This is a genomic window from Methanogenium sp. S4BF (assembly GCF_029633965.1).
Taxonomy (GTDB): domain Archaea; phylum Halobacteriota; class Methanomicrobia; order Methanomicrobiales; family Methanomicrobiaceae; genus Methanogenium.
Window position 1 is genome coordinate 1,877,722 of the sequence record NZ_CP091277.1, and the last position, 26,112, is coordinate 1,903,833.

Consider the following 26,112-nt stretch of genomic DNA (forward strand, 5'->3'; position numbering starts at 1 on the left):
AGCACCTGCCAGAAAGATATATATCACCCCATATGGCAGTATGCACCATCTAACACACAGGGGGTGGTTGGAAAAGAACAGAGGTCCTGGAATGGAATCAACAAGTGTTGATAATCAGGCGCCATGCCGGTCCGGTTCTTTACCCATGAAGGAGCCGGAGCAGAAATGGCCCTCACGAACGATAACGAGTCAATCCGAGGCTCAAATGCAACATACGGAATTAATCGCAGCCCTGAGTGGGGAGCACCCGCCTTACCAGGTCGTCTGAAAAAATTCCCGATTATAGCAATACCAATATTACATGCCCTGCATGTGACTGGATGATACCACTTGGATTCGGAAAGCACCCAATCCCGATAACTGAATACCAAAATACCCTGATGCCGCCTGGAATGACGGAGCTGCAGGCGGCAATCCCACCTCATTTACAAAGGAGATCACACCTTGATCTGATTAGAGACGCCTGAAACACAATTTTAGGCTCATTTTCCTGCAGACCTCCACAACCGAGGTACACATACCAGGAGGCCTGCAGAAAAATACCCGGGAATATTGCTGAACATTTTTTCCTTCATCCGGACATGAGTATCTCCGGGACGGGGCCAAAAAGACCCTGGAAGATATCCTAATCACAAAAAGAGGGAATCAGAAGGGTTATTATTCAATCCGTTCGCCACGAAGGAAGACACCGGGGGTTTCAGTGATTCTGCCTACCGGCCGGGCATCGGAAAAGACCCTCTGCACCACAGCGACAGACTCCTCGGGGACAATAAAGACATATCCCATACCCATATTGAAGGTCCGGTACATCTCAGCCTCGTCTACATCGCCCATCGACTGCATCCAGGGAAAGATCGGCTGCGGGATGAGAGGATCGGTGATCTCATACCCCCAGTCACCCAGCCGTTTCAGGTTGAGGAGGCCGCCTCCCGTGATATGGCACATACCATGCACCTTACAGGCAGCAGTAACATCCAGAACCCCCGCATAAATGCGTGTCGGGGTCAGAAGCTCTTCCCCCAGTGTGGTCCCCCATGGCATCGTCTGATCATAGCGTGCATACGACTCAACCAGCTCACGGGCCAGTGTGAGCCCGTTTGAATGGATACCCGAGGATGGGACGCCCACGATGACATCGCCTGGGGTTATCTCCTCTCCGGTGACGATTGCATCTTTTTTCTGGATGCCCAGACAGGTGCCTGCTACATCAAGCCCGGTCACCATGCCCTTCAGGGTCGCCGTCTCGCCGCCAATGACCGTCATGTTCGCCTGCCGGGCACCTTCGTTTAAGCCCATGCCCACCTGCTCCATCTTGCTCAGGGAGAGTTTGTCAGTGGCCACATAATCGACAAAGGCGACCGGATCAATGTTCATGACATAGAGGTCGTTTACATTCATCGCGATGCAGTCGATGCCGATGGTGCTCCAGTCCTCCATCACATCCGCAACGAGCATCTTGGTGCCGACACCATCCACTGCCATGGCAAGATAATAGTCGCCAAACTCAATCAGGCCGGCAAAATGTCCGCTGCCGCCCGCCGGTGCACAGTCACCTGTCCGCCGGAAGGTCAGTTCAGAGACCAGTGCCTTCACCGCGGATGCCTCCAGTCCGATATCCACGCCCGCTTCACTGTATGTATGTTTCCTGCCCATTCCTCTCATCTTTTCAGCTCTCTTCTGCAAGCCCGAATTCTTCATGCAGCACACGGACGGCCCGCTGTCCGTCTGCCTGTTTCACCACAAACGAGATATTTACCTCAGATGACCCCTGTGAGATCATCATGAGGTTGATGCCCTCCCGACCGAGGGCGGTGAATATCTGGCCCGCTATACCGGGAGAACCGGCCATGCCGACACCGACGACGGCAACTGCCACCACATTGCGGTCGTGCCCCACTTCCTGGATATACCCTTTCTTGAGCACCTCATTGAGGGCGGCAAGGGCGGCGGCCAGATGTTCATCATCCACGATAAGGGAGATGTTCGCCTCGGACGACCCCTGTGAGATCATCATGATGTTCACCTCGTACTCACCCAGTGCGGAGAAGATGGCGCGGGCAACCCCCGGACGTCCGATCATCTGGGCACCGGTGATGTTGATCAGCGAGACCTTGTCGATGTAGGTAATCGCCTTGACCACCCGGTGGTCAGGTGCACTCTTGTCCACGACGCAGGAACCCGGTGCCCCCGGGTTGAAGGTGTTTTTCACCCGGACCAAAATCCCCTTCTGCATCGCCGGTTCAATAGAACGCGGGTGCAACACCTTTGCGCCGAAGAACGAAAGCTCCATTGCCTCGCGGTACGAGACATCGGAGAGCACCCGTGCGTCCTCGATGATACGGGGGTCAGCGGTCATCACGCCATCCACATCGGTCCAGATCCATATCTCATCCGCATCGATGGCAGCGCCCACGATAGCGGCCGAGTAGTCTGAGCCGCTGCGTCCAAGAGTCGTTACGATCCCGTCAGCGGTGCAGCCCATGTAACCCATAATGACCGGCACCGACTCCCCGAGAAGCGGAACGACACGGGACCTGATATGACTGCTGCTCTCCGGCAGCACCTCTGCGCACCCATGCCTGTCGTTTGTACGGATACCTGCCTCACAGCCATTCAGTGCCCGGGAGGGGATGCCCGCTTCCCGCAGCGCCGCAGAGACTATCAGGGCAGAGAGACGCTCACCAAACGATATGATATAGTCCCGTGACCGCGGAGTCAGTTCCCGCAGATTATCGACCGCAGTAAGAATATTCCTCAGGTTTTCCAGCCGCTCGTTGATGATCCTCATAACGATGTCGTACTCACCCGGTGCCACTGCCTGCAGGACCTTTCCGTGGCGGGCCCGCATTGATACAATAAACACATCAATGGGCGGTTCGTCACGGGCACCTTCAACCTCTGCTGCAATTGCATGGAGCTGATCCGTCACACCTGACATCGCTGAAACCACAACACAGAGTTCATTGCCTGCCGTATAGTAATGCTTCAGGATTTCGACAACCCGGCCGATACAGTCCTGATCACCGACCGAGGTGCCGCCAAATTTCATTAAAAGCCTCATTCTGGCTCCACTATCCCATCTATTTCTTTATGTAAGTATACTGCATAATGGTTAATATCATGCCTGGAGATCATGTGACAGACTGCCATGTGCTTGTCATCGGCAGCGGCGGTGCCGGCTGCAGGGCGGCACTTGAAGCAAGCCGGTACGGCGAGACAGTGCTTCTTTCGCGAACGCTGACGGGAAAAGGCGGTTGCACTATCATGGCGGAGGGCGGGTATAATGCAGTCCTCGCTGAGGAGGATTCAACAGGCCTCCACTTTGAAGATACTGTGCGCGGGGGAGCATACCTCAACGACCCTGCGCTGGCAGAGGTGCTGGTGACCGAGTCGCCGGACCGCTTCCGGGACCTCGCCGCATGGGGCTCGGTCTTTGACGTGGAGACCGACTGCGTGCCGGCCCAGCGCCCCTTCGGCGGCCAGCGGTTCAGCCGCACCTGCTATGCAGGCGACCGATCGGGCCATGAGATGATCGCCACCCTCACCGAACAGATACGAAACGCGGGCATCCGGCAGGTGCAGGAGACGAGTGCCATCGATCTCCTCATGGACGGACGGCGGGTGGCAGGGGCGATCACGCTGGACGGAAACGGACGCCTCGGCATCATCACCGCTGACGCGACCGTGCTTGCCACCGGCGGCGGCACCCGGTGCTATGACATCTCCACCAACTGTGCCGCAGGGACCGGAGACGGCTTTGCCCTTGGATACCGGGCAGGGGCCGCCCTCATTGACATGGAGATGGTGCAGTTCCACCCGACGGGCGCTGTCTATCCGCCGGATTCACGCGGCCGCCTCATCACCGAGGCCGTCCGCGGGGAAGGGGGAGTGCTCAAAAACAGCCTCGGGGAACGGTTTATGGAACGTTATGACCCGGAGAGAATGGAGCTCTCCACCCGTGATGTGGTTTCACGGTCCATCGCAACCGAGATCCTCGAAGGCCGGGGGAGCGAACACGGTGGCGTCTACCTTGATGTGACCCATCTGCCGGCAGCAGAAATAGAACGCCGGCTGCCCATCATGCTCGAGCAGTTCCTCCAGTTCGGTGTGGACATCCGGGTTCAGCCGATGGAGGTCGCCCCCACCGCCCACCATCTCATGGGCGGACTGAAGATAACACCGGATGCTGCCACCACTCTTCCCGGCCTCTATGCCTGCGGCGAGGTGACAGGCGGCGTCCACGGAGCCAACCGCCTCGGCGGCAACGCCCTTGCAGACACTCAGGTATTCGGCAAACGTGCCGGAGAAGCCGCAGGAAAGGCACCGGCAATCACCCTTTCGGTGGATATCGATGCGGTTCTCGCAACCGAGGCCGCACGCTGTGACGCCTACTGCCGCGGCACCACACCCCCCCATGAGATCACCCGTGACCTGAAGCGGGCGATGTGGGACCATGCCGGTATCTTCCGGACGAAAGCGGGCCTGCTGGCGGCCGAGGCCACCGTCAGCCGCCTCCAGAATCTGGTGCCCAGGGCAGCAAACCGCCGGATGCTCAATGAATGCTGCACAGTCACCAATATGCTCACAGTTGCACGCCTCATCATACATGGTGCACTCCTCAGGGAGGAGTCACGCGGTGCCCACGTGAGAACAGACATCACCCAGGACTGGACCCCGGAGAATTCACCCTTCGGCCATACGGTGCAGTCGCTGTTCGGGACAGCCATTGAAGATGCCCGGAGGAAAACATGAACACGATCACCTTTACCATCGAACGCTTTGACCCGGAGACGGACCCGGCACCGCATACCGAGACCTATACTGTGGATATAAACGAGGGGGCACGGGTGCTGCATGCCCTCCACGCAGTCCGCGAGCAGTGTGACCCGACACTTTCCTACCGCTACTGCTGCATGTCCGGCCAGTGCGGCAGCTGTGCGGTCCGGGTAAACGGCGAGCCGGTGCTCGCGTGCATGCACGAGGCCTATGACGGCATGGCAGTCGCCCCCCTGAACCTCCCGGTGGAGCGGGACCTCGCCGTGGAGATGAAAAGCTACCTGCAGGACCTTGCCGGGATCACACCGGGCATCTTCACCGGTTACCTGACGATGGAGGCAAACGAGGCAATCCGGCCCATCCGGGACTGTATCGAATGCCTCGCCTGCGTCTCCGAGTGCCCCGCGGTTGCCGTCACCACCTTTGCGGGGCCGACAGCGATGCGTCAGGAGATGCGCATCGCCCTTGACCCGCGGGACGACCGGGACCGTGCGGCCCTCTCTGTCGACGAGGGCCTCTTTACGTGCACCACCTGCCAGCGCTGCCTTGAAGTCTGCCCGAAACATATTGCGATTCCGGGGAAGGCCATCGAGAAGCTGCGGGAGATCGCCCATCGCGAGGGCCTCACCCTGCCGAAGCACCAGACGGTCGCAGAGATGGTCCGCGCCACCGGACGAAGCGTGGACCGCATCATGCCCACCGTGCTGGAGCAGGTACCGGAAGTGATCGAACCGCTGGATGAAGTGAAAGGCGAAGTGGGCTTCTTTGTCGGCTGCATGTACAACGGACGTCTGCCGGACACCGCCCTGAAGATGCTTGCAGTGCTGCGCAGAAACGGCATCCGTGTCATCATCCCTCCCGAACAGGTATGCTGCGGCTCACCGCTGATACGGACCGGCCAGACGGAATATATCCGCGAACTCAAACGGATTAATATCGGGTGCTTCGTCGACCGGGGCATCGAAACCGTCCTCACGATGTGTGCCGGGTGCGGCTCAACCCTGAAGAACGATTACGACACGCCCTTCCGGGTGATGGATATCAATGAACTGCTGGACGAATACGGCGTCGAACCGCCGGCCTCATCCTCTGTTCCCATGACCTACCACGACCCCTGCCATCTCCGCCGGGGTCAGGGCGTTACCGAAGAGCCGCGGGCCCTGCTCCGTAAACTGACAGACGATTTCCGTGAGATGCCCGCACGCTGCTGCGGGGCGGGGGGTGGTGTCCGCTCCGGGCTTCCCGATGAAGCAGCAGACCTCGGCCGTGACCGCCGGGATGCCATTGCAGAGACCGGTGCAGCCGTTGTTGTCACCTCATGCCCGTTCTGTGAGTTTCATATTGGTGAGCACTCCGACGTCCCCGTCATCAACATCACGACCCTCCTTTTTGAGGGATATGAAGCAAAGGATGAGGCGTCAGGTGAGGATTCCGGGTGGAAAGACCTCCCCTGCAGGGACGCCGAATAGCAAAATAAAAAACATATCTGATACGAAGAAGGGGAATGCCCCCCATCCCCTCTTTTTTTGATTGTGTTCTCTGCCGTTTTAGTCTGCTGCCGCAGCAGTCCCGTTCTGCACGCCATTCAATGCTCCGGCCTTGTATTGAGCACTGAAATAGATTGACTTAATGAGGGCGTCTGCTTCACGGGCATAGTCCGGATTTGTACTCAGGGCGGCCGCCTGCAGCGCGGGTACAGCCGGTTCACCAATCCGGATGATGACCTCTTTTACCTTCTGTGTGTCTGAATCACCGCGTTCGAGGGCGTCAAGCAGGTACGGCACCGCAGGCGCACCGATACCCACAAGGGTCGTCGCACAGATCATCCGGGTGTCAGGGTTCTCAGAATCCAGAGCGGCCACCAGCGGTGAAACCGCCGGTTCCCCAATCTCCCGGAGAATAAATGCACCGTATATACGGGTCTTGTTGTCACCCGCGGCAAAGGAGTCAATGATTGGCTGGACGGCGGGTTCACCGGCCCCGATTAGGGCGTTGATGGCGGCAAGTTCCGCCTCCGGATCGTCAGAAGAAAGTGCCTGTATCTGCTCTTGAATCACCCCGCCGGTGCCTGCATCCCCTGCTGCATTCTCTGCGCATCCGCAGATGCAGACGGCGAGGAGCAGAAGAATCAGGACACCGGCCTTCCATGCCGGAGATGGTCGCATACATACCCGGTTGGCCGTAAACAGAGAAAAATCCCACGCACAGGAAGGGAGAAGGGTGAAAAAAGGGAAAGCGAAAAACAGCTCCCTTCAGCGGCTCCGCGAGAGATACTGGTATGCTTCAAGCGCTGCTTTGGCACCCTCGCCTGAGGCAATGATCACCTGCTTACTGTGTACCTCTGTGATATCACCTGCCGCAAAGACACCGGGCCGCGAAGTGGTGCAGTTCACATCAATTTTTATTTCACCATGCTCGTTCAGGTCCACAAAACCGTCCAGGAAGCCATTGTTCGGCTGATGACCAATTGCAAGGAAGAGGCCGTCCACCGCAAGACGGGTCTCACTGCCCGTCTCCTGGTCGGTGATGGTAATACCCTGCACCAGTGTCTCCCCATGGATGGCAGTCACCACCGCCGGTTTATGAGTGAAGATATTTTTAACGGTTGCATACTCCTTCTGGTATATTTCGTCTGCCCGCAGTTTTGAACGTACGATGAGGTGCACCTCTTTTGCAATACCACTCATCTCAATTGCGGTCGTAAGGGCATAATTGCCACCGCCGACAACCGCGACCGTCTTCCCGGCAAAGAGCGGTCCGTCGCAGGTGGAGCAGATACTCTCCCCGCGGCCAATGAACCGCTTCTCCTCAGGAAGGCCCAGCCACTGCGGACGCATACCGGAGGTGATGATGACAGCCCGGGCGGAGAATGTTCGCCCGGAGGCAGTCTCTGCCGCAAATCCGCGATCTGTTTCTTCGTGGAGGGCGGTGACCGAGTCAAGCTCAAGAGTGATGCCCGCCTCCTCACGCACCTTCTCCTCAAATTTCTGCATCAGCTCCCCGCCGGTCACCAGACGGAACCCCATATAATTCTCGATGGCCCACGATTCAAGGGCCTGACCCCCGATATTCTCCGTGAGCACCAGCACCGAGAGCATCTTTCGTGAGGCATACATCGCAGCCGTGAGACCGGCAGGCCCGCCCCCGATGATGAGCACATCGTAGACGTCCGGGGCCTCCCCGGTTTCAAAGAGTTCGCGGAAACGGGCCACATCAAACCCGACGATAACCTCCCCATCCACCACGGTGACCGGCACCCCGTACTGGCCGGACAGCTTCACCATCTCTTCTGCGGCGCTGCGATCCCTCCCGACATCGACTTCAGTGAACGGCACCCCCAGACGGGAGAGATATCCCTTCGTCAGGCGGCAGTACTGGCACCCTTCCGTAGAATATATCGTGACATTCGGCATGATCTCATCTAGACCACAGAGGCAGATAAGGCTTACCGGCCCGGCAGGGAAAAAGGGAGGGTTATTCAATCAGTTCAAACTTTGTGCCCGGAATACCACAGATGGGGCAGCGCTCCGGCACTTCGCCAAGCACTACGTTGCCGCAGAACGGACAGAGATGAACAGGAGTCTCCTCAAGATCGCCACCGGCCTTCACAGCATCCAGCGCTTTGGCATAGAGTCCCGCGTGGACCTCCTCTGCCTTCATTGCATGGGTGAATACCGTCCGTGCCTCACTGGCATTTTCGGCCGTTGCCTCCTCAATAAAAGAAGGGTACATCTCGGTGAACTCGTGCGTCTCCCCTTCAACGGCACCGCTGAGATTCTCCTCGGTTGACCCGATTGCCTTCAGGGCCCCGAGAAGACGCCGTGCATGGATCTCCTCTGCTCTGGATGCTGCTGCAAAGAGTTTCGCCACGACCGGGTATCCCTCATCCTTTGCCTTCACTGAATAATTAGCGTATTTGCGATTCGCCTGCGATTCTCCGGCAAACGCTGCCCACGCATTCTCTTCTGTTGTCATCGTAATCTCTGACCTCTTCCTTTTGGATAGGAATAGAACGGACATACTCCCTATTAAAAACTTCCCCGACCGCAGGGGAGGCTGCTGCATACCGTCACCGTTTTATGCCCTGTTTGCCATTCTCTCACTATAGTAACCAATTTTGGTGGTAAAGGGAACAATATGGCAGTGAAACGGATGCGCGATACTGAAATGGTTGACCGGCCCCGGGAGCGGATCGCCGCCGCCGGACCGGCAGTCCTTGATAACCGTGAACTCGTTGCGGCAATCATCGGGAGAGGCATTTCCGGCCGTGATGTAAACACAATCGCAACCGACATCACCGCCCTTCTGGATGAGAAGGGGACCGAGATGACCTACGATGATCTGAAGGCCATAAAGGGAATCGGAGGGAGCAGGGCGTCCCAGATGGTGGCAGCCTTTGAACTCGCCCGCCGCTACATCAAAAAGCCCGGCACCACGATCTCGCGGCCGGAGGATATCCTGATGATGTCTGCCGACCTGCTTCACAAACAACAGGAGCACTTTGTCGCTTTCACCCTCAACGGGGCGGGGGAGGTTATCCGGCGTCATACAATCACAAAAGGCACACTCACCCATTCTCCGGTGCACCCCCGCGAGGTGTTTGCCCCCGCACTCACAGACCGTGCCGCCTCTGTGATCTTTGTCCATAACCATCCCTCCGGCAGCACCGAACCCTCAGACGCAGATATCACCATCACCCGCACCCTCGCTGAGGCAGGAGAGATTCTCGGCATCCGGGTGCTTGACCATGTGATCGTCGCAAAGACGGGGCACACCAGTCTAAAGGAGCGCGGCCTTTTCTAGAAGCCGGGGACTCTCACGAAGAGAGGATCCATGAAAGAGTGGTTACACCGAACCCGGGTTCTGCCGAACAGAACATACCCCCTATCTCATGGGAAAAAAGCCATAATTTCCTTTCGGGCGTGAAAATCCTGAGGGTGTCATCACGGATGCGACCGGGAAAAATGCAGGGGATGACGGCCTTCCTGCCAGTTCGGGTTACACTGCCATATCACGGGCGATAAGCTCACCCATCTGATATCCTTTCTCGTAGGCGGCCTTCATTACTGCCGGCTGTGTCGTAATGTCGATTACTTCATCCATGTTATTCTGCAGCACCTCATCCCAGTACGGGCAGTCGATGATGTCGCAGAAAGCCTTCATGGAGAGGATGACACCGTCGAAATCATGTTCAATATTCTGCCCTCCGATGCTCAGAAGAAGCGTTTTACGGTGTTTCTTCTTTTCGGGGGTGACGAGCGGCTCTTTCCTGAAGTACTTCGCCATAAAAAAGACCTGAAACCGGTCCATAAACGATTTCAGGGCACCCGGAATGCCCATCGTCATCACCGGCGTGGCCACGATGAGACCGTCAATATTACGGAATTTCTCAAAAAAGGGGGTCACATCATCATTTATTCCACAGGTGGCATGCTCCTGACAGTAGAGTATCTCTTTACAGGGGCTGAATTTGAGTCGCGGCACAGCAACGATCTCCACCTCACAGCCCGCATCACGGATCCCCCGCACCGCTTCATTCATCAGTTTTGCCGTATTTCCCTTTGGTCGCGGACTTCCCAGTAGGGCAATAATCTGTGGTGCCATTGATGGAGGGTATGGTGCTCATCATAATAATGATTCCTGATGAGAAAACGTGACGCAGTATTTATTCAGAACTATCGGCCGGGAAAAGTTTATTACACCGTAGTATGATGTAGGCATAGAGGTAAGTATTCATGAGTGAAAGCCCAAAACGAGTGAAAGCCGGTGAAAAAGTCGGACCAGGGACATACAAGTGTATTGACTGCGGCCTTGAATTTGCCATTGATGAGTCCGACAAGGATCTCAGGAAATGTCCTACATGTGCCTGTGAGTATTATGACTGTTTCCCGATGACTCACATCCGGGAAGATATCAAGACCCCTGAAGATGCCAGACATCCCCCGAAACGCTGAAGGAATGAACCTGAAAAGGGGAGGAACCACCTCCCCGACAACGGAGTGAAGATAAATGGTAAATGTGTCAGATGAAGGACAGGTCTTTGAATGTGAGATCTGCGGAAATGTCGTTGAAGTAAAAGAAGTAGGCGGGGGAGAACTCGTCTGCTGCGGTGAGCCGATGGCCCTGCAGGAGTAAAAACCGATGGATGCACAGCTCAAAGAACTGGAAGAGGAGATCGGCAAGGTCCCTCTTATCGTGAAGAAGTGGGCGGAAGAAGACCCGGAACTGAAGGACTGGGTCGCGTCAATGGATAAACTGATCTGGAAAGACGGAAAACTGTCCCGACAGACAAAGAAGATAATCGCAATCTGTGTGGCAGCAGCCCTCCGTGACCGGCATGCGGTCCGGGCACAGGCAGCAGGGGCATCCAGCCTTGGTGTCGATTATGACGAGGTGGAAGAGGCACTCCGGGTGACATTCCTGCTTGCAGGCATGCCGGCCTATACCTATGGGCGCACTGCAATCGACGACCTGATGAAAAAATAATCCGCCAGGCGCTTTCCCGGCGGTATCCCCCCTTATTCAATGATCTGAACAGCCGAGCGGAGCAGCCGGGTGCAGAACAGTCACTCCTTTGCTTCAGCCCGTCCGACGGTGAGAATGATACAAATGAGACGCCCTGCCGCCTAAAACGGCAATCGCCTCATGATGAAGAGGAATACAAATGTGTGACGACGAGTTGTTTGACGAATGCCTCTGCTGTCAGGGAGGACCGGTGCTGGGTGAACCTGCACCGGATTTCTCCGCCGTGACGACACAGGGGCCGATGAAACTGGAGGATTATCGGGGAAAATGGGTGGTGCTCTTCAGTCACCCGGCAGACTTCACCCCGGTCTGCACCACCGAGTTTATGGCATTTGCAGGAGTGTATGAGGAGCTTCGGGCGCTGAATGCGTACCTCATCGGCCTCTCCATTGACTCGGTGCATGCCCACCTCGGGTGGATACGTAACATTAAGGAAAGGATGGGAGTAGACATTCCCTTCCCGGTCATAGCCGACCTCGACATGAATGTGGCCCACCTGTATGGCATGGTTCAGCAAGGGGCGAGCAGCACGGCAACGGTCCGGTGTGTCTTCTTTATTGATCCGGAGGGCATTCTGCGTGCCATGATCTACTACCCGCTCACAAACGGACGGTATATTCCGGAGATTGTCCGGCTGGTGAAGGCGCTCCAGACAACCGACGAGAAGGGTGTCGCCACTCCCGCAAACTGGCAGCCGGGCGACAAGGTGGTTGTGCCGGCGCCGGCAACCCAGGCAGCTGCAGAAGCACGCCTTCAGGAGGGATACGAGTGCAAGGACTGGTATCTCTGCTTTAAAGAGATCTGAGATCTCCCCCCTTTTTTTGAGCGCAGGAAGACGGCCGGCATCTCACGCTGCGGGCGGCGGAGAATACATGCGCTGCAACCAACAATGATATATAAATATTTGCATTCTCCCGGAGAAACGTCTGTATCATGCCAATTCACAACGATTTTCCATATAAACTGATCTGACATTTGTCGTGAGGTTTATCATCCAGAAGGATCCATCTACCATCAGGAAACGTCTCATGCCTATGCAGCGTACCGAGGTTCCGTCTCTCAGAAGCGCCTGGACCAAAACCAAAGAGTACCAGCTCCTTGCCATTCTTGAAGAGGAATACGGCTTAAAACATGCGACCAGCCGTTCCCTTGTCAATCTGATGAACGAATTCGCAGGGGAATTCTACGGATGGCACCGCGGGGACATGCAAATAATCTATCATACGGTAGATATGCGGGAACCCCCGGGGAGGGCATTCGGGGAGATGCCGCTCCGGCCCGTATTTCTCACGATATCGGTACCGGAGGACGCAGCGGCATTTGAGAAGGGGGGTTTGCAGGGGATGCGGCAGTATAAACTGATCCGACTCGCCCGTGAGGCCTATGACCAGGGCGGCCTTTTGACCCAGCATGACCTGGCACTCCTGCTCACCACCTCCTCACGCACCATCCAGCGTGACATCAAGGAACTGAGAGGCGCAGGCATCCGGCTGCCGACACGGGGTGCCATTCATGAATACGGGCATATTCCGTCCATACGCTCGGTCTGTGTCGATCGCTTCCTTTGCGGTGAGGATGTGGACAGTACCGCTGATGAATGCGGCGTTTCTGTCGACATCGTCCGCAGATATCACCGGCAGTTCACCGATACCGTGGTGCTGTATGCACGGGGGTACCGGGCAAATGAAATCATTGACGTCACCGGCATTCCCGAAAAGGTGGTCGGAGAATTCCTTATTCTCTATGAATGCCACAAGAACCGGAAGAGTCCGAGGCTGAATGATTTTTTTGCCCGATACACACCGGGCATCATCCAGCGCCCGGTCCCGTTTGCCCCCCGGTAGTCCATCGGCAGTCGGACACACGCACCTGAAGGGAGCATATAATACCTTTGATTAGAGCATTGCGGTCAGGAAAGCCTTAAAATATCAACAATCATTGAAATCAGGCAATTTTTCTCAAAAAATCAATTTTAAGCCAGAATTGGATTTATCACAACTTTGTAATAGTTTCACGTATGCGAAAGGTTTAATATGTATTGGCGTAGAGATAGGGGTGACAAATGTCGCATCAGATCGACAGACCCCCCGGTGTGGAATGACAGACAATACCATCCGCAGTGGCTTCGTCTCTGAACCGGTGACGGACAATGCAGGGAGTATGGCTGCCTACCTTCAGAATCATAAGACCCCCACCGATGACCCCGGGACGATGGGGCAGGGATCCGGGAATGCCCGCTGCCTCATCAGAACAGGCGAGATAGTGGTCCGGTACGGGGAAGAAATTCCGGGCGATGCGACACGGACCCATTGGGTCCGGACAGATGCCAGTGGAGAACACATATGTCGCAAGACAGGTTGTGATAATCCACCCGCGAAGATCCGTTGGTTGAACACGACAGTGCGCAGAGATTCAGGAGGTACCACACAGTGACCCAGATAAACCATACCGTAGAAGGACATCACTATCTCCAAAATCCAACCGTAGATTAGGTCGGAGAACGACAACCACCATCAAAAGAACAGCAACCGGAAAAACGGTGCTAAAACATGAGCACCACAACCATCATACACCAGTCAAGGAGGACACCAATGACAACGTATACTGTAACGCCCAGCCAGGACAGCATCAAGCCCCAGATCCCCGAAGAGAAGCTTCCGGGTTCAGCACGTGCCGTACTGGATATCCTCGAAAATCACGAACCCCGGACATTCTCAGAGATATCCGGCCAGGTCGAATGGGCACCGCGGACAGTCAGAAATGCACTGCGCAGGCTCATTGAGGAAGGGTTTGTCGTCCGGAAGTTCAACTTCACCGACGCACGCCAGGTCTATTACATGCGGCCATAGGTACCAGGCCGACAGAAAAACCCTGCATACGGGAGCGGGAGGCTGCAACCCCGTTTTTTACCGGCAGTTCAGGGTGACGGCACCATATCTTTGCTCAATTACTTTACAGAACGAGAACGGTCGGATACCCCGCGGGTAATATCACCTGCATCCCACCGGACAATACAGAGTGGTTTTCCCAATATCCTTTTCTTTCCCACATCTTTTTTCCGCACTTCAGAACAGAGAATCACTGATATTCCCTGACGGACGATGGAGCCTGTAAATGGCACAAAGAAAACCGGGAAATACCACGAGACAGGGAATCCCAACCCTCCGTTGCAAACCCTAAAGTAAGATTCCTGCGAACAGTGGCGTAATGGGTGTGAATGTCCTCGCCTTTGCGACAAGTCCGCGGCGGCACGGCAATTCTGAGACGCTCCTTGATGCCCTCCTCGACGCGATGGCGGCAGAAGACGGTGTCACGGTGGAGAAGTATGCGCTCGATGAGATAGAGATCCGTCCCTGCAGGGGGTGCAATGCCTGCGAGAAGCTGAACCACTGCATCATGGAGGATGACGATCTTCACTGGGTGCTGGACAGGATAATCGCCGCAGACATCGTGGTGATGGCCTCTCCGGTCTATTGCATGGGACTGTGTGCACAGGCAAAGGCGCTTGTCGACCGGATGCAGGTGCTTCGCTCCCGGAAATATGTGCTCCATCTCCCGGTCATTCCGGCAGAACGGCAGGGAAAACGCCTCGCGGCGTTTCTTTCAACGGCCGGGCAGGACTGGGACTATGTTTTTGACGCCCTCATCCCGTCAGTGAAGTGCTTCTTCCATGTCATGGATATCAAAAACCGCGACATCTCGTACCTTATGGTGAAAAGTGTGGACGAGAAGGGGGCGGTTGCTGCTCACCCGACAGCGACGGCGGACGCAGCAGCCCTCGGAACGCGGATGGTCGAAGAGATCAAAAAGCGGCTTGGTGAAGAGGAAAGCAAAGGAGAACAGGAAAAGAGCCCGGGAAGTCAGGCCTGAGAGGAAAGAGAGAGATATGAAAAAAAGAGATGACACCACTGCTACCGGGGAGAGCAGAGAGGAGAGGGAAATGAGGGAAGGGCTCAGCATGGCCCATAAAGCCAACCGCCCGGTACGGGTGCTGGGCATCTCCGGCAGCCCCCACCGGCGGGGAAACACCGAACAGCTGCTGGACCGCTTTCTGGAGGGGGCTGCAGACGCGGGAGGAGATATCGAGAAAATCGTTCTCTCCACGCTGGACTACCACTCCTGCCGGGGGTGCAATGCCTGCCATAAAACCGGTGTCTGCATCATGGATGATGATCTCATCCCGATTCTTACGAAGAAAGTACCGGAGGCAGACATCGTCGCCCTTGCCTCCCCCATCTACTCCATGTCCATCACATCGGAGATGAAGGCGTTCATCGACCGGGCGCACACCATCTGGGCGCAGAAGTTCAAGCTCAATCTGGTGCATTATGGCAAAGAGCATTTTACCACCCACCCCGGCTACTTCCTGGCAACAGCAGGGATGGAGCGGCCGGATATCTTTGACTACGCCTACCCCGTCATCACCGCATTCTTCAACGGATTCGGCTGCGGCTACACCCCTGACCATAATATCACTGCACCCGGCATGGACCGCTGGGGCGGCATTCAGGGACACCCGACTGCTCTCACCTTTGCCTATATGGCAGGCAAGGAAGCAGTAAAACAGCTTGAGAAGGTGCAGACAGAAACAAGGGCAGAAACGGAAGAGCTGAATAAATAACCCAATTCTTTTTTCAAAATCGCACGGAAAAGACTCTTTTCATGGAAGTCTGTTCGCACAGGATTCTCACCTGCATCATCAGGCAAGAGATCCACATCATTGCGGACGGACCACCATTATTCACAGGAGCTATCCACAGGACCCTCCTTGGGACGGATGTGGGGGGATATATCCGATATCTCCGGATACTGTCAAATAATCAGAGAGTACGGATTTATCGACCAATAAATCGATACGAAAGGTCAGTTTAAAAGAGAAAAAAGACCCTCAGACATCATCCCAATCACTCCGGCAACCCCATCATCATGCCCGATACGCACCGGATCAAACTCCGCCCCCACCGGGAACACTTTAGTAACGGCACGGCTATCCATCGAAACCGCTGCCACCGGGACAAAGACGGAAGAAACGCCGTCTTTATCCACCGTCACCCGCACATACCCAAGTTCCTGGGCGGCACTTGCCGCATATCCTTCCGTCTTCTCGTCGGTGAGATTGTAGAGCAGTCCGCCGCCGGGTGGTGCAACCACATACTGGACGCCGTTCACCGCATACCGCTGGTAGGCATGGACATGCCCGTTAAAGACCATATCGACCCCGTATTCCTCCAAAATCGGGCCCCAGAGATCACGGAGATCCGTCCATCCGCCGGGATGCCGGGTATCGGAGCTGTACGGCGGGTGGTGGAATGCAACAAACGTCCGGGCCGCCGGGCTGTTCTCCCGGCACTCCTGGTTCGCCGCAAGATCTGCCCTGAGCCATGCCGCCTCCTCATCAAAATGCGGGGCAGTCCAGTCGTTTGAATCCAGCACTACGAAGTGCGCATCCCCGCAGTCAAAGGAGTACCACTCCGGCATGCCGAAGGTGTCATACCAGACGGAAGCATTATTCTCATGATTGCCCATCACTGGCATTACGGTGGTATTGGCAAAGAGAGAGTTTCCTGCCGCAAAGAAGCGGTTCCATTCCTCACCATCTTCCACAACACAGACCGTGTCACCCATGTGCATTACAAAGAGGGCATCCGGCTCTGCTGCGGCGATCCGTTCTGCAACCAGCGCATGACGTTCTGCCTGGGTAAAGTAGGGGATCTGTTCCTGTGTATCTCCGTAGACAATGAAGGTGAACGGGCCGTTCTCCGGGAAGGTCCGGAAGGTCAGGTCGCCGGACGTTTCTCTGCCGATGGTGACCATATAATGATAGGTGGTATCCGGCTGAAGACCGGTGAGGTGGACATGGTGGAGAGAGGTATCCGCGTCATCTGTCACCTCCTGTTCATACCGCCCCGTTTCCCGGTAATAGGCATCACCTGCACAGGAAACCGTCCCTCCTACGGCGAGGGAGGACAGCCAGTTCACCGTCGTTTCGTTCACTGTCGTGCCGGTCAGATACGGACCATGGCTGAAAAGAGAGGACCCTCCTCCACTTCCGCTATCATCCGTCATTCCTGTGGCAATGGTATCCGCCGCCCCAAACCCGGTACAGGAGAGCACGAGAAGGAGCATACATGCCATACGTGTCACCTGTTTCATCCTGCATCACTCGCCATTTTTTAAAAAACCTCAATTTTGCATATACTTTCTGTCTTTTTCACCATATTCGGTACGGGACTGATTGGAAGATATTCTGCGCTCCAACCGGAAAAGACCTACCATGAATACATCAGAACCCGGATAATAATATATATATTATTCTCAATTTCTGCACAAACAGACACACTCTTTTAATAATAAAATTAGTTTTTTGAGCGCAAAAACAGACATCAAGATTTATTACCAAATCGATATAATTTCATCATTCAATATTACTATATACAGGATTTGGAGATAGTATGCATTATGCATCTTCCCCGGACGTGGGGGATGATTATCCTCCTCATATGCTCTCTCCTGTGTATCACCTCTGCAGCGGGGGTCACGCCCGACCAGATAACGATCATCTCTGACCAGGATCAGATCAGGGCAGGAGGGACCGGGGCACACATTTTTCTCGAACCGGATTCATCATTCCCCGAAATAGCTGCTGTTTCATTTTCATACCTGAACAGCACCGCAGATCCCTCCGGTGCACTCAGTGTACCCACCGATACCGTTGCTCCCTATGAAACACAGTTCACCTCTGACCATGCCGGCACGGCATATATCCAGGCGAATGTCACATTCACCGGTAATACCACTGAACCCCTCAGCATCATATTTATGCAGGATGTGATTCCGTCTGACCCATATACGTATGAGAGTATTGTACCTGATGCTGTCCAGGCGGCCTCTGCAGGCCCTGTCACCGTACGGATGAGGGATCAGTACGGCAATACCATAACCGCAGATACAAATGCCACCGTCACCTTCTCAGTCTCAAATGAAGGTGCGGGTTTCACAGATGGAATGGAGACCGTCCAGACGATCACCATGCCATTCGATGATGACGGCGACTGCACCGTATCATTCCTTGCACCGAATACCGCAGGGCCGGTGATCATCTCGGTGGACCCCTCGCCAGGCAGTAGCCTGCAGCGCCTCATCACCGTTGATGTAATCGGGGAGCGTATACCCGCTCAGATCACCCAGTATATCGTCACCGTACCACACTATCCGGTAACAAACACCTGCCCCGCAGACGGCATCAGTTATTTCCAGATCAGCTATGTCATCAAGGATCAGTACGGCAACTCAATCGCCAATTACCCGGTGAGTATATCCACTACCCTTGGGGAATCGGGAGAGATTGTCACCGGTGCACAGGGAGTGGCAAAAATGATCTACGGCCCGGAGACCGGCATAGGCAATGTCACCGTTTCCGCCAGTGCGGGCACAGCCACTGTGGCATCCACCCTCTCCTTTATAGGGGGCAGCGGCACCCGGTTCTCAGTCACCTTAAATCCGAATAACATTCCGTCATACGATGTGGACCAGAACGCATTGATCGCAGTCCAGGCCCGTGTGTACAACGATCTCGGCACCGGCGTCTCCGGAGAGACCATTCAGGCATGGATCACCCCGGGAAGCATAAATGCCACAAACACCATGACACAGGAACCGGAAATCTCTGCAACCAGTGAAGGGGGCTTTAGCGGCAGTGCCGTGGCAGCCATTACCGGGGACGATGGATTTGCCACCTTCTTTTTCCGGGCAGGGGCCTTCCCTGTCCGGGGAGCGGACGGGTATGATCCGTTCTCTCGCGGAGGTGCCACCGTCACTGCAATGTGGAACAACCAGACCAAGACCTCACCTGAGATCACCTGGCGCAATTACCCCTACCTGCGGGTCGAGACAGAAGTCTCGGATGTCGACATCGCACCCGGCGACCAGCTGAACGTGACCATCCGGCTGATAGGCGACGGCAATGAACTGCTTACCCATGACCCGATTGACGTAGCTCTCTGCCTCGACCGTGGTGAGGACATGCTCGCCGATGAAGGTGCAGAAGACCGGATGGAACGGGCACGCCGCGCTGCAATGTACCTGGTCGATGGGGGCAGCGAGGAGATGGGCCTCACACCCGGCTATGACCGCGCTGCACTCATCAGCTACAGTGATCCAACGACAGACGCCACCGTTTTCCCCACCGGGGCCGTGGACCTCCACTACATCAGTGACAACCTCCCCACGTTTAACTGGGTGAAACTGGTGGGCGATGACACTGCGTCCATTGACAATCTGGAGAAGAATAAAGGCTATGTACTGGCATCCCATTACCCGGGAAACGGCATTACCGCCTATGCAGACTATGCCACCACTGATGTGGCCTTTGCCGCCGGAAACATCTCAGACTGGAGCGAACTTGAGTCAGCCCTCCGCTACACCGTACCTTTCAAAGCGGATGACACCGGGCAGGCGAGCGCCCCCCTCCGCTATGGGCTAAAGAAATCCATCGAATACCTTGCAGACAATAAACAGGGGAGTGCCATCCAGGCCGTGGTGGTGCTGATGCAGAATAATTACCGGTATTATGGTGACCCCTTTGCAGATAACCCGGAGAATGTGATGATCGTTCTCCCTGATTCAAACACTCTGGCAAAGGGCGGGTCGGATTATTATTACTTTAGTGATCTCCCCTCAGACCAGCAGAACATGGTGAACTATGCACTCGCCAACGATGTGAAAATTTATGCAATCTACTACCCGTCAGGCGGTTCCCAGTCAGACGAAGCGGTCCCGAAACGTCTTGCCGAGGATACCGGCGGCGACTACTACTTCGCGGACAGTGAGGAAGATCTCGCCGAGGCATTCCGCCTGATCCGGGACACCCTGTTGCGGGAGGCAGGGGTCAACACCCGTGTGAACCTGAACTTTGCCGGTATGCCCGAGGATGTCACCTACACAGCAGAGGAGGTGCTGGAGTACCTGCCCCCCACCGCTGTTGACTTCTACAACTGGACTGCTGACCCCTATATCCCTGCCACCCACCTGAGTGGATACCCCTCCACAGAGGACCAGTCTGTCATGTGGCGGGGAGATGACGGAAGCCGGCCGGCGTCCCTCTCCTTTACCGTCGGCAATGTCACGATTAAACAGACATGGACCGTGGACTTCAGCCTGCAGGTGAATGAAACCATCGACAGCACGCTTAACTTCAGCCTCTTTGCAGACGGGTCATATGTTGAGTTCGAAAACCAGGAGGGAGGAAATATTATGGAAATCCTTCCCGAGACAATGATAACCGTCATTCCCGGCCTTACGCCCGATGCGCTTCTGAATGCCACCATCCGGATCACAGCATTTAATCTCATGGCACAGGACGCACAGACCGCACAGCTCGCCTGGAATATCGCCTATGACGGCGCATTCCCGTTTTCAGAAGAGGTTGCCCTGAAAGATACGGGTGATGTGGGAAGTGTCTGGCAGACGGTCAATGCCAGGACATGTTCACCGGAGACAAACAGCAGCACGGGGATTGCATATACAGCTGACCTCGCACCCGGCATCTATTCAGCACGCATCAAAGTCATCACAGAGGATGCAGGATATGATACGGCAACCCTCCCGCTAGTCATCGGTGATGCGCAGGAGTTCTATATCCGGCTGGGATAATCCCCATTTTTATAAATACATTTAAACTGTTTTCTTGAATATATTGGCAAATTTTACGTCAATACGCTCCAAACCCCGTTGGTAAACGCATCTCCGCCGTGCGCCTTCCCGGGCTGACCACAGGAGATGCCGTTTCTTCCCCAGTGAGATCACCATTAAATATTATCTTATCCAACTCAGCTCAGGTATTTTGAATATGACCGAAGACAGCATTGCCGGCAATGGGACAGGGATCGTATCCCTTACCTCAGGCCCTGTTTTTTTCTTTGGTTTTTTTAGCTTTATCAGCTTTAGATAGGGCTTTCGGATAACACAAAAATCCGACAGCCCGTGTATTCTGGTCACCATTCTCAATACCGAGAGGTTTATCCCATGTTTGGAATTTCTGATCCTGGTATCTGGGCAGGTTACCTGCTGTCAGCTCTCCTGACGGCAGCATGTATAGCGTACGGCATCATAAACTGGAAAAAAGGCTCTGAAGAGGGTTTGGAAGATGGCAGTTGACACCCTGACGTTTGCTGCAATCACGCTTGTCTACCTTGGAGCAGTGATATTTCTCGGATATATCGGCTACCGCCAGACAAAAGGAAGCGATGATTTCCTGATCGCCGGAAGACGAATCAATCCGGTGGTGCTTGCACTCTCCTATGGTGCGACCTTTATCAGCACATCCGCCATCGTCGGATTCGGTGGCATATCAGCACAGCTTGGCATGGGCCTCGTGTGGCTGACCGTTTTCTGCATCGGCGTCGGCGTTCTTGCGGCATTCATCCTGTTCGGAAAGAGGACACGGAGCCTCGGGCATGCAACAGGCGCCCTCACATACCCGGATCTTCTGGGGAAATGCTATCAGTCACCCTTTATCAGAAAAGTATCGGCGCTCATCATCATCGTCAGCATGCCGATATACACAGCGGCAATTCTCATCGGCGGTGCACGGTTCATCGAGACAACGCTCACCATCCCCTACGATACTGCCCTCTTTGCATTCGCGGCGATTGTGGCGCTCTATGTTATCCTCGGCGGGCTTATCGCCGTGATGTACACCGATGCACTCCAGGGTGCGATCATGTTTGTCGGGATGACAATTCTGCTCGCCCTGACCTACATATACCTCGGGGGAGTCAGTACGGCAAACGCCGCACTCGATGCACTTGCACCGCTGGTGCCGGAGAACCTTGCCGCAGCCGGTATGACAGGCTGGGCGTCCATGCCGGAATTGCTGTCGCCGATATGGCTCACCATGATCACCACCATGGTCCTCGGAGTGGGCATCGGGGTGCTGGCCCAGCCCCAGCTTGCTGTCCGGTTCATGACCGTGAAAGATAACCGCTCGATTCACCGGGCGGTCATGATCGGGGGGCCGTTTGTACTGATGATGACCGGGGTCGCATTCACCGTCGGGCCCCTTACCAATGTCTGGTTTATGGAGAATTCCGGCATCCTTGCAGTTGATGCCGCCGGAGGGAATGTGGACAGCATCATTCCGCTGTACATCAACTCTGCCATGCCGGATCTCTTTATCATCATCTTTATGCTCGCCCTTCTGGCAGCGGCAATGTCCACCCTGAGTTCTCTCTTCCACACGATGGGAACCACCATAGGATATGATTTAAACCCCCTGGTTAAGGAGGAGAAGCCATCAATGACTGCGATTCAGTTCGGAACGCTTGCGATGATTGTTGTCAGCACGGTCATTGCCTATGCCCTGCCTGCTAACATCATTGCGCGGGCCACCGTCATATTCATGGGTCTATGTGCGGCATCCTTCATTCCGGCATATGCTCATGCACTCTATGCAGAGAAACCATCCGTCTATGCCGCAAAAATAAGCATCCTGGCAGGCGCGGGGTCATGGTTTTTGTGGACCGCATTCGTTCACGTAAAGGAGTCATCCGTTCTCGGCATATCAGATGCCCTTTTCGGGGTGCAGTCCGTTCTTCCGATGCCATGGGGCGTGGTAAACCCGATTGTCATTGCCCTCCCCCTGTCAGCAGCCGCACTCCTGACAATCCTGGCCGTCGAGAAGAGATGCCGCCTGCATAACCCTTAACCCTGTCCACAATGAACATTTCTCCTTCTGATGGACAGTAGATCCCCTCCTTCCTTTTCCCGGAAAAGACTCCGGGCCATTCTCATCGCATCCAGCGCCGCCACATTTATTCTGCCCTTTATCGGTTCTGCCATCAATATTGCCCTCCCCCTTATCGCCGCAGAATTCATGGTGGATGCAGACCTTGTCGGCTGGATCCCCACCGCATACCTGCTTGCCTCCGCAATCTTTCTTATCCCGTTCGGCAGAATTGCTGACACCCTCGGGCAGAGACAGATCTTTCTTATAGGCATCCTCGTGATGGCCGTCTCGCTTGGAGGTGCCGCCCTCTCCCCGGGGTTCTGGCCGCTCTTCGGGATGATGTTTGCGGCAGGCATCGGAAGTGCAATGATCTATGCAACCGGCATTGCCCTTCTCACGATGAACTATCCCCTGCGGGAACGCGGGACGGTCATCGGCATCAATACGTCCATCATCTATATTGCACTCTCCGCAGGGCCCTTCATCGGCGGCATCATCAGCGGTGCCTTCGGCTGGCGGGCTGTCTTCGCGCTGGCGGCAGGCATCGCTGTTCTCTCATTTATCCCGGGTGTGCGTGACATCCCCGCAACCCGGGGAACCGGCCGACAGGGCGGCAGATTCGACTATCCGGGGGCACTCATCTATGCATCCGCCCTCATCCTGCTCATCACCGGCCTCTCCCGGATCCCCGACTTGCAGGGCGGGCTTCTTGCAGCGGCAGGGACAGCCGGACTGGGAGCTTTTCTCTGGTGGGAAGCGCGGGTCCAAAACCCAATCTTTGCCGTGCGGGCCTTTGCCGGCAACCGGATATTTACCTACTCGAATATCGCAGCACTGATCAGCTACGCCGCCACCTTTGCCATCGGATTTCTGCTCTCCTTCTATCTGCAGGGCGTCAGGGGATTCTCGCCCGGTTTTGCGGGCATCATCCTCATCACCCAGCCCGCCGTGATGACCCTCGTCGTCATCTTCTCAGGGAGACTCTCTGACCGGGTTGAACCCCGGATACCTGCCACCGCCGGCATGGCCATCGTCGCAGGGGGACTTGCGGGGTTCGCACTCCTCGGGCCAAATACCTCCCTCCCCGTTGTGGCAGGCCTGCTCATCGTCGTCGGATGCGGATTCGGCATCTTCTCCTCCCCGAATATGAACTCCATCATCAGCGCCCTGCCCGACCATGCCGCCGGTGTCGCCTCGGCGACCGCCGCGACCATGCGGGTCGTTGGCCAGATGCTCTCGATGGCAATTGCGATGATGATATTCTCCATCGTCATCGGCGGTGTGGAGTTCGGCCCTGCAGTCACCGGTGAACTCCTGCTTGCGGTGCAGGTCTGCTTTGCCATCTGTGCCGGTCTCTGCGGCGCAGGCATCTGGTTCTCTGCGGCCCGTGGCAACCTCCGGGACGAATAAGCACACTTCCCTCCCCAACATTCATTCCCTGCTATGCCAACAGAGGTATATACCGGAGTTTTCCATGGATACTGCCACATCCCCGCTGCCGAGACGCACCCTCACGGTGATTCTTTTCGCCGTCTGCCTTGCCTCCTTTGCAACTCCTTTCATCTCCTCAGGTGTCCAGATTGCCCTGCCCCTCATTGCAGCGGCATTCGGGGTCCCGGCCACCCTGCTGGGATGGGTCCCGACCGCGTTTCTCCTTCCCTATGCCATGTTCCTGCTGCCCTTCGGTAAGACGGCTGATATGCTCGGGAGACGGAGATATTTCCTTCTGGGAATAGCCATCATGGGCACCGGCCTCATCTGTGCCGGGCTGGCACCCTCATTCTGGCTGCTGATGGCAGGGATGGCCATCACCGGATTCGGGAGTGCAATGACCTTTGCAACCGCCCTCCCGCTTTTGACCACCAACTACCCCCTGCAGGAGCGGGGAAAAATTATCGGCATCAATACGGCCGTCGTCTATGTAAGCCTCGCCGCCGGCCCGTTTTTCGGCGGCATCATCACCGGCTATCTCGGGTGGCGGGCCCTCTTTCTGGTGACGGCACCGACCATCCTCGCCGCTCTGGCCGTCGGATATTCTGTCATCCCAAAGGACAAAAATAGCGCACCAGAGCGTGTGTTTGATTATCCGGGGACGGTAATCTACGGGGTCTCCCTCATCCTTCTCATCCTAGGCGCCTCCCGCCTGCCTGCCATCTGGGCGGCAGGCCTTGCCCTTGCAGGCGCCTGTGGCCTTCTCGGCTTCTTTTGCTGGGAAACCCGGACAGACGAACCGATCTTCCCTGTCCGCCTCCTCCGCGGCAACCGGGGGTTCACCTATTCAAATATCGCTGCACTCATCAACTATTCATCCACCTATGCAGTTACCTTCCTCCTCTCCCTCTATCTCCAGTATATCAGACTCCTTTCCCCACAGGCGGCAGGCACCATCCTCCTTGCACAACCCGTCCTCATGGCTGTGACAGCGCCTGTAGCAGGCAGGCTCTCGGACCGCATCGAGCCCCGCGTCCTCGCCACCGCAGGCATGGCCATCGTCACCGCCTGCCTCTTTCTCCTCTCCTTTATCGGAAGAGAAACGCCCTTTTTCTTCATCGTGTCGGTGCTGATGGTCCTTGGGCTTGGCTACGGCATCTTCTCACCCCCCAATATGAACTCCATTATGAGCTCGGTTGGGAACGCACAGGCAGGCATTGCATCTGCCACCGCCGCCACCATGCGGGTGCTGGGCCAGAACCTCTCCATGACCATTGCAATGATGGCATTCTCTATCGTGATCGGAACCGTCATCATCACACCTGGCATGACCGAAGAACTCCTCACGGCGACACACTACGCCTTTCTGGCATTCGGCTTCCTCTGCACCGCAGGCGTCTGGTTCTCAGCGGTGCGGGGGAACCTCCGGGATGCTCCGGCAGACCAGAGCAGATAATCCGTATCAGAAACACGAGAGAGTACGCCCATTCTCCTGTGATCTGTCCCGCACATACGGTTCCTGAATCGCATGAGAGAGTCATGCAATGAAGAGCCATCCGGGCGAATGAGTGCCATGGGACTGATTATTGCCCCGTTTCACTGATGTATCCCGCCATCTGAAGAACAGGCCGCTGTCCGGCGGAATGGAAAAAAAA

Annotated in this window: 25 protein-coding genes; 16 read left to right on the top strand and 9 right to left on the bottom strand. The window is 55.8% G+C overall.

Annotated elements, in window-relative coordinates:
* Nucleotides 1-657: 657 nt before the first annotated feature.
* Nucleotides 658-1,653 carry a phosphoribosylformylglycinamidine cyclo-ligase gene (purM, locus tag L1S32_RS09105; RefSeq protein ID WP_278154736.1) on the bottom strand — a complete coding sequence of 332 codons (996 nt, stop codon included), beginning with the start codon at nucleotides 1,651-1,653 and terminating at the stop codon, nucleotides 658-660.
* Between the two features lie 13 nt (nucleotides 1,654-1,666).
* Nucleotides 1,667-3,049, bottom strand: coding sequence for an aspartate kinase (locus tag L1S32_RS09110; protein ID WP_278157077.1), 1,383 nt, complete (start codon nucleotides 3,047-3,049; stop codon nucleotides 1,667-1,669).
* 71 nt (nucleotides 3,050-3,120) lie between these two features.
* On the opposite strand from L1S32_RS09110, the gene tfrA reads away from it, so the two are divergent.
* Entirely contained in the window at nucleotides 3,121-4,752 is a 1,632-nt protein-coding gene (tfrA, locus tag L1S32_RS09115; RefSeq protein WP_278154738.1) for a fumarate reductase (CoM/CoB) subunit TfrA, read from the top strand.
* Nucleotides 4,749-6,245 carry a fumarate reductase (CoM/CoB) subunit TfrB gene (gene tfrB / locus L1S32_RS09120; RefSeq protein WP_278154740.1) on the top strand — a complete coding sequence of 499 codons (1,497 nt, stop codon included), beginning with the start codon at nucleotides 4,749-4,751 and terminating at the stop codon, nucleotides 6,243-6,245. Before tfrA ends, tfrB begins: the two co-directional genes overlap by 4 nt.
* 78 nt (nucleotides 6,246-6,323) lie before the next feature.
* On the opposite strand, the gene L1S32_RS09125 is transcribed toward tfrB, so the two are convergent.
* From L1S32_RS09125 to L1S32_RS09135, 3 genes are all read right to left on the bottom strand, one after another.
* Nucleotides 6,324-6,941: a HEAT repeat domain-containing protein gene (locus L1S32_RS09125; protein WP_278154743.1), complete on the bottom strand. Its 618-nt coding sequence runs from the start codon at nucleotides 6,939-6,941 to the stop codon at nucleotides 6,324-6,326.
* 87 nt (nucleotides 6,942-7,028) lie between these two features.
* Nucleotides 7,029-8,189: an FAD-dependent oxidoreductase gene (locus L1S32_RS09130; RefSeq protein ID WP_278154745.1), complete on the bottom strand. Its 1,161-nt coding sequence runs from the start codon at nucleotides 8,187-8,189 to the stop codon at nucleotides 7,029-7,031.
* 61 nt (nucleotides 8,190-8,250) lie between these two features.
* Entirely contained in the window at nucleotides 8,251-8,751 is a 501-nt protein-coding gene (locus L1S32_RS09135) for a rubrerythrin family protein (RefSeq protein WP_278154747.1), read from the bottom strand.
* Nucleotides 8,752-8,913: 162 nt separating this feature from the next.
* Between L1S32_RS09135 and radC the strand changes: the two genes are divergently transcribed.
* The gene (gene radC, locus L1S32_RS09140) at nucleotides 8,914-9,579 is read left to right on the top strand and encodes a DNA repair protein RadC (RefSeq protein WP_278154748.1); all 666 of its coding nucleotides are present in this window, start codon (nucleotides 8,914-8,916) and stop codon (nucleotides 9,577-9,579) included.
* Nucleotides 9,580-9,774: 195 nt separating this feature from the next.
* Here radC and L1S32_RS09145 read toward each other — a convergent pair whose 3' ends face one another.
* Entirely contained in the window at nucleotides 9,775-10,380 is a 606-nt protein-coding gene (locus L1S32_RS09145) for a flavodoxin family protein (RefSeq protein ID WP_278154750.1), read from the bottom strand.
* A 131-nt stretch (nucleotides 10,381-10,511) separates the two neighbouring features.
* Between L1S32_RS09145 and L1S32_RS09150 the strand changes: the two genes are divergently transcribed.
* The 5 genes from L1S32_RS09150 to L1S32_RS09170 all read left to right on the top strand — a co-directional run bounded on the left by L1S32_RS09150 (nucleotide 10,512) and on the right by L1S32_RS09170 (nucleotide 13,145).
* Nucleotides 10,512-10,730, top strand: a complete 219-nt coding sequence (locus L1S32_RS09150) for a hypothetical protein (RefSeq protein WP_278154752.1) — start codon at nucleotides 10,512-10,514, stop codon at nucleotides 10,728-10,730.
* A 55-nt stretch (nucleotides 10,731-10,785) separates the two neighbouring features.
* Nucleotides 10,786-10,911, top strand: a complete 126-nt coding sequence (locus L1S32_RS09155; RefSeq protein WP_278154754.1) for a desulfoferrodoxin FeS4 iron-binding domain-containing protein — start codon at nucleotides 10,786-10,788, stop codon at nucleotides 10,909-10,911.
* A gap of 6 nt (nucleotides 10,912-10,917) precedes the next feature.
* Nucleotides 10,918-11,262 carry a carboxymuconolactone decarboxylase family protein gene (locus L1S32_RS09160; RefSeq protein ID WP_278154756.1) on the top strand — a complete coding sequence of 115 codons (345 nt, stop codon included), beginning with the start codon at nucleotides 10,918-10,920 and terminating at the stop codon, nucleotides 11,260-11,262.
* Nucleotides 11,263-11,440: 178 nt separating this feature from the next.
* Complete coding sequence (locus tag L1S32_RS09165) at nucleotides 11,441-12,106, top strand: peroxiredoxin (RefSeq protein WP_278154759.1); 666 nt, start codon at nucleotides 11,441-11,443, stop codon at nucleotides 12,104-12,106.
* A gap of 175 nt (nucleotides 12,107-12,281) precedes the next feature.
* A complete protein-coding gene (locus L1S32_RS09170; protein ID WP_278154761.1) occupies nucleotides 12,282-13,145 on the top strand; it encodes a DUF1670 domain-containing protein in 864 nt (287 codons plus the stop codon).
* 226 nt (nucleotides 13,146-13,371) lie between these two features.
* Here the strand turns inward: L1S32_RS09170 and L1S32_RS09175 are convergent, their stop codons facing one another.
* Nucleotides 13,372-13,611, bottom strand: a complete 240-nt coding sequence (locus L1S32_RS09175; RefSeq protein WP_278154762.1) for a hypothetical protein — start codon at nucleotides 13,609-13,611, stop codon at nucleotides 13,372-13,374.
* Nucleotides 13,612-13,892: 281 nt separating this feature from the next.
* Between L1S32_RS09175 and L1S32_RS09180 the strand changes: the two genes are divergently transcribed.
* The 3 genes from L1S32_RS09180 to L1S32_RS09190 all read left to right on the top strand — a co-directional run bounded on the left by L1S32_RS09180 (nucleotide 13,893) and on the right by L1S32_RS09190 (nucleotide 15,922).
* Nucleotides 13,893-14,150: a MarR family winged helix-turn-helix transcriptional regulator gene (locus L1S32_RS09180; protein WP_278154764.1), complete on the top strand. Its 258-nt coding sequence runs from the start codon at nucleotides 13,893-13,895 to the stop codon at nucleotides 14,148-14,150.
* 358 nt (nucleotides 14,151-14,508) lie between these two features.
* A complete protein-coding gene (locus L1S32_RS09185; protein WP_278154766.1) occupies nucleotides 14,509-15,171 on the top strand; it encodes a flavodoxin family protein in 663 nt (220 codons plus the stop codon).
* A gap of 16 nt (nucleotides 15,172-15,187) precedes the next feature.
* Nucleotides 15,188-15,922, top strand: coding sequence for a flavodoxin family protein (locus L1S32_RS09190; RefSeq protein ID WP_278154769.1), 735 nt, complete (start codon nucleotides 15,188-15,190; stop codon nucleotides 15,920-15,922).
* A gap of 242 nt (nucleotides 15,923-16,164) precedes the next feature.
* On the opposite strand, the gene L1S32_RS09195 is transcribed toward L1S32_RS09190, so the two are convergent.
* Nucleotides 16,165-17,436: a metallophosphoesterase family protein gene (locus tag L1S32_RS09195; RefSeq protein ID WP_278154771.1), complete on the bottom strand. Its 1,272-nt coding sequence runs from the start codon at nucleotides 17,434-17,436 to the stop codon at nucleotides 16,165-16,167.
* 324 nt (nucleotides 17,437-17,760) lie between these two features.
* Here L1S32_RS09195 and L1S32_RS09200 point away from each other — a divergent pair, with 324 nt between their 5' ends.
* A complete protein-coding gene (locus tag L1S32_RS09200; protein ID WP_278154773.1) occupies nucleotides 17,761-20,952 on the top strand; it encodes a hypothetical protein in 3,192 nt (1,063 codons plus the stop codon).
* 247 nt (nucleotides 20,953-21,199) lie between these two features.
* Here L1S32_RS09200 and L1S32_RS09205 read toward each other — a convergent pair whose 3' ends face one another.
* The gene (locus L1S32_RS09205; protein WP_278154774.1) at nucleotides 21,200-21,391 is read right to left on the bottom strand and encodes a hypothetical protein; all 192 of its coding nucleotides are present in this window, start codon (nucleotides 21,389-21,391) and stop codon (nucleotides 21,200-21,202) included.
* On the opposite strand from L1S32_RS09205, the gene L1S32_RS12020 reads away from it, so the two are divergent.
* The 4 genes from L1S32_RS12020 to L1S32_RS09220 all read left to right on the top strand — a co-directional run bounded on the left by L1S32_RS12020 (nucleotide 21,367) and on the right by L1S32_RS09220 (nucleotide 25,913).
* Nucleotides 21,367-21,456 (top strand): hypothetical protein, encoded by a 90-nt coding sequence (locus L1S32_RS12020; protein WP_347403377.1) that lies wholly within the window; start codon nucleotides 21,367-21,369, stop codon nucleotides 21,454-21,456. The two genes, L1S32_RS09205 and L1S32_RS12020, sit on opposite strands and share 25 nt — an antisense overlap.
* A complete protein-coding gene (locus L1S32_RS09210; protein ID WP_278154776.1) occupies nucleotides 21,446-23,005 on the top strand; it encodes a sodium:solute symporter family protein in 1,560 nt (519 codons plus the stop codon). Before L1S32_RS12020 ends, L1S32_RS09210 begins: the two co-directional genes overlap by 11 nt.
* 30 nt (nucleotides 23,006-23,035) lie before the next feature.
* Entirely contained in the window at nucleotides 23,036-24,436 is a 1,401-nt protein-coding gene (locus L1S32_RS09215) for an MFS transporter (protein WP_278154778.1), read from the top strand.
* A gap of 64 nt (nucleotides 24,437-24,500) precedes the next feature.
* Nucleotides 24,501-25,913 carry an MFS transporter gene (locus L1S32_RS09220; RefSeq protein WP_278154781.1) on the top strand — a complete coding sequence of 471 codons (1,413 nt, stop codon included), beginning with the start codon at nucleotides 24,501-24,503 and terminating at the stop codon, nucleotides 25,911-25,913.
* Nucleotides 25,914-26,112 lie beyond the last annotated feature (199 nt).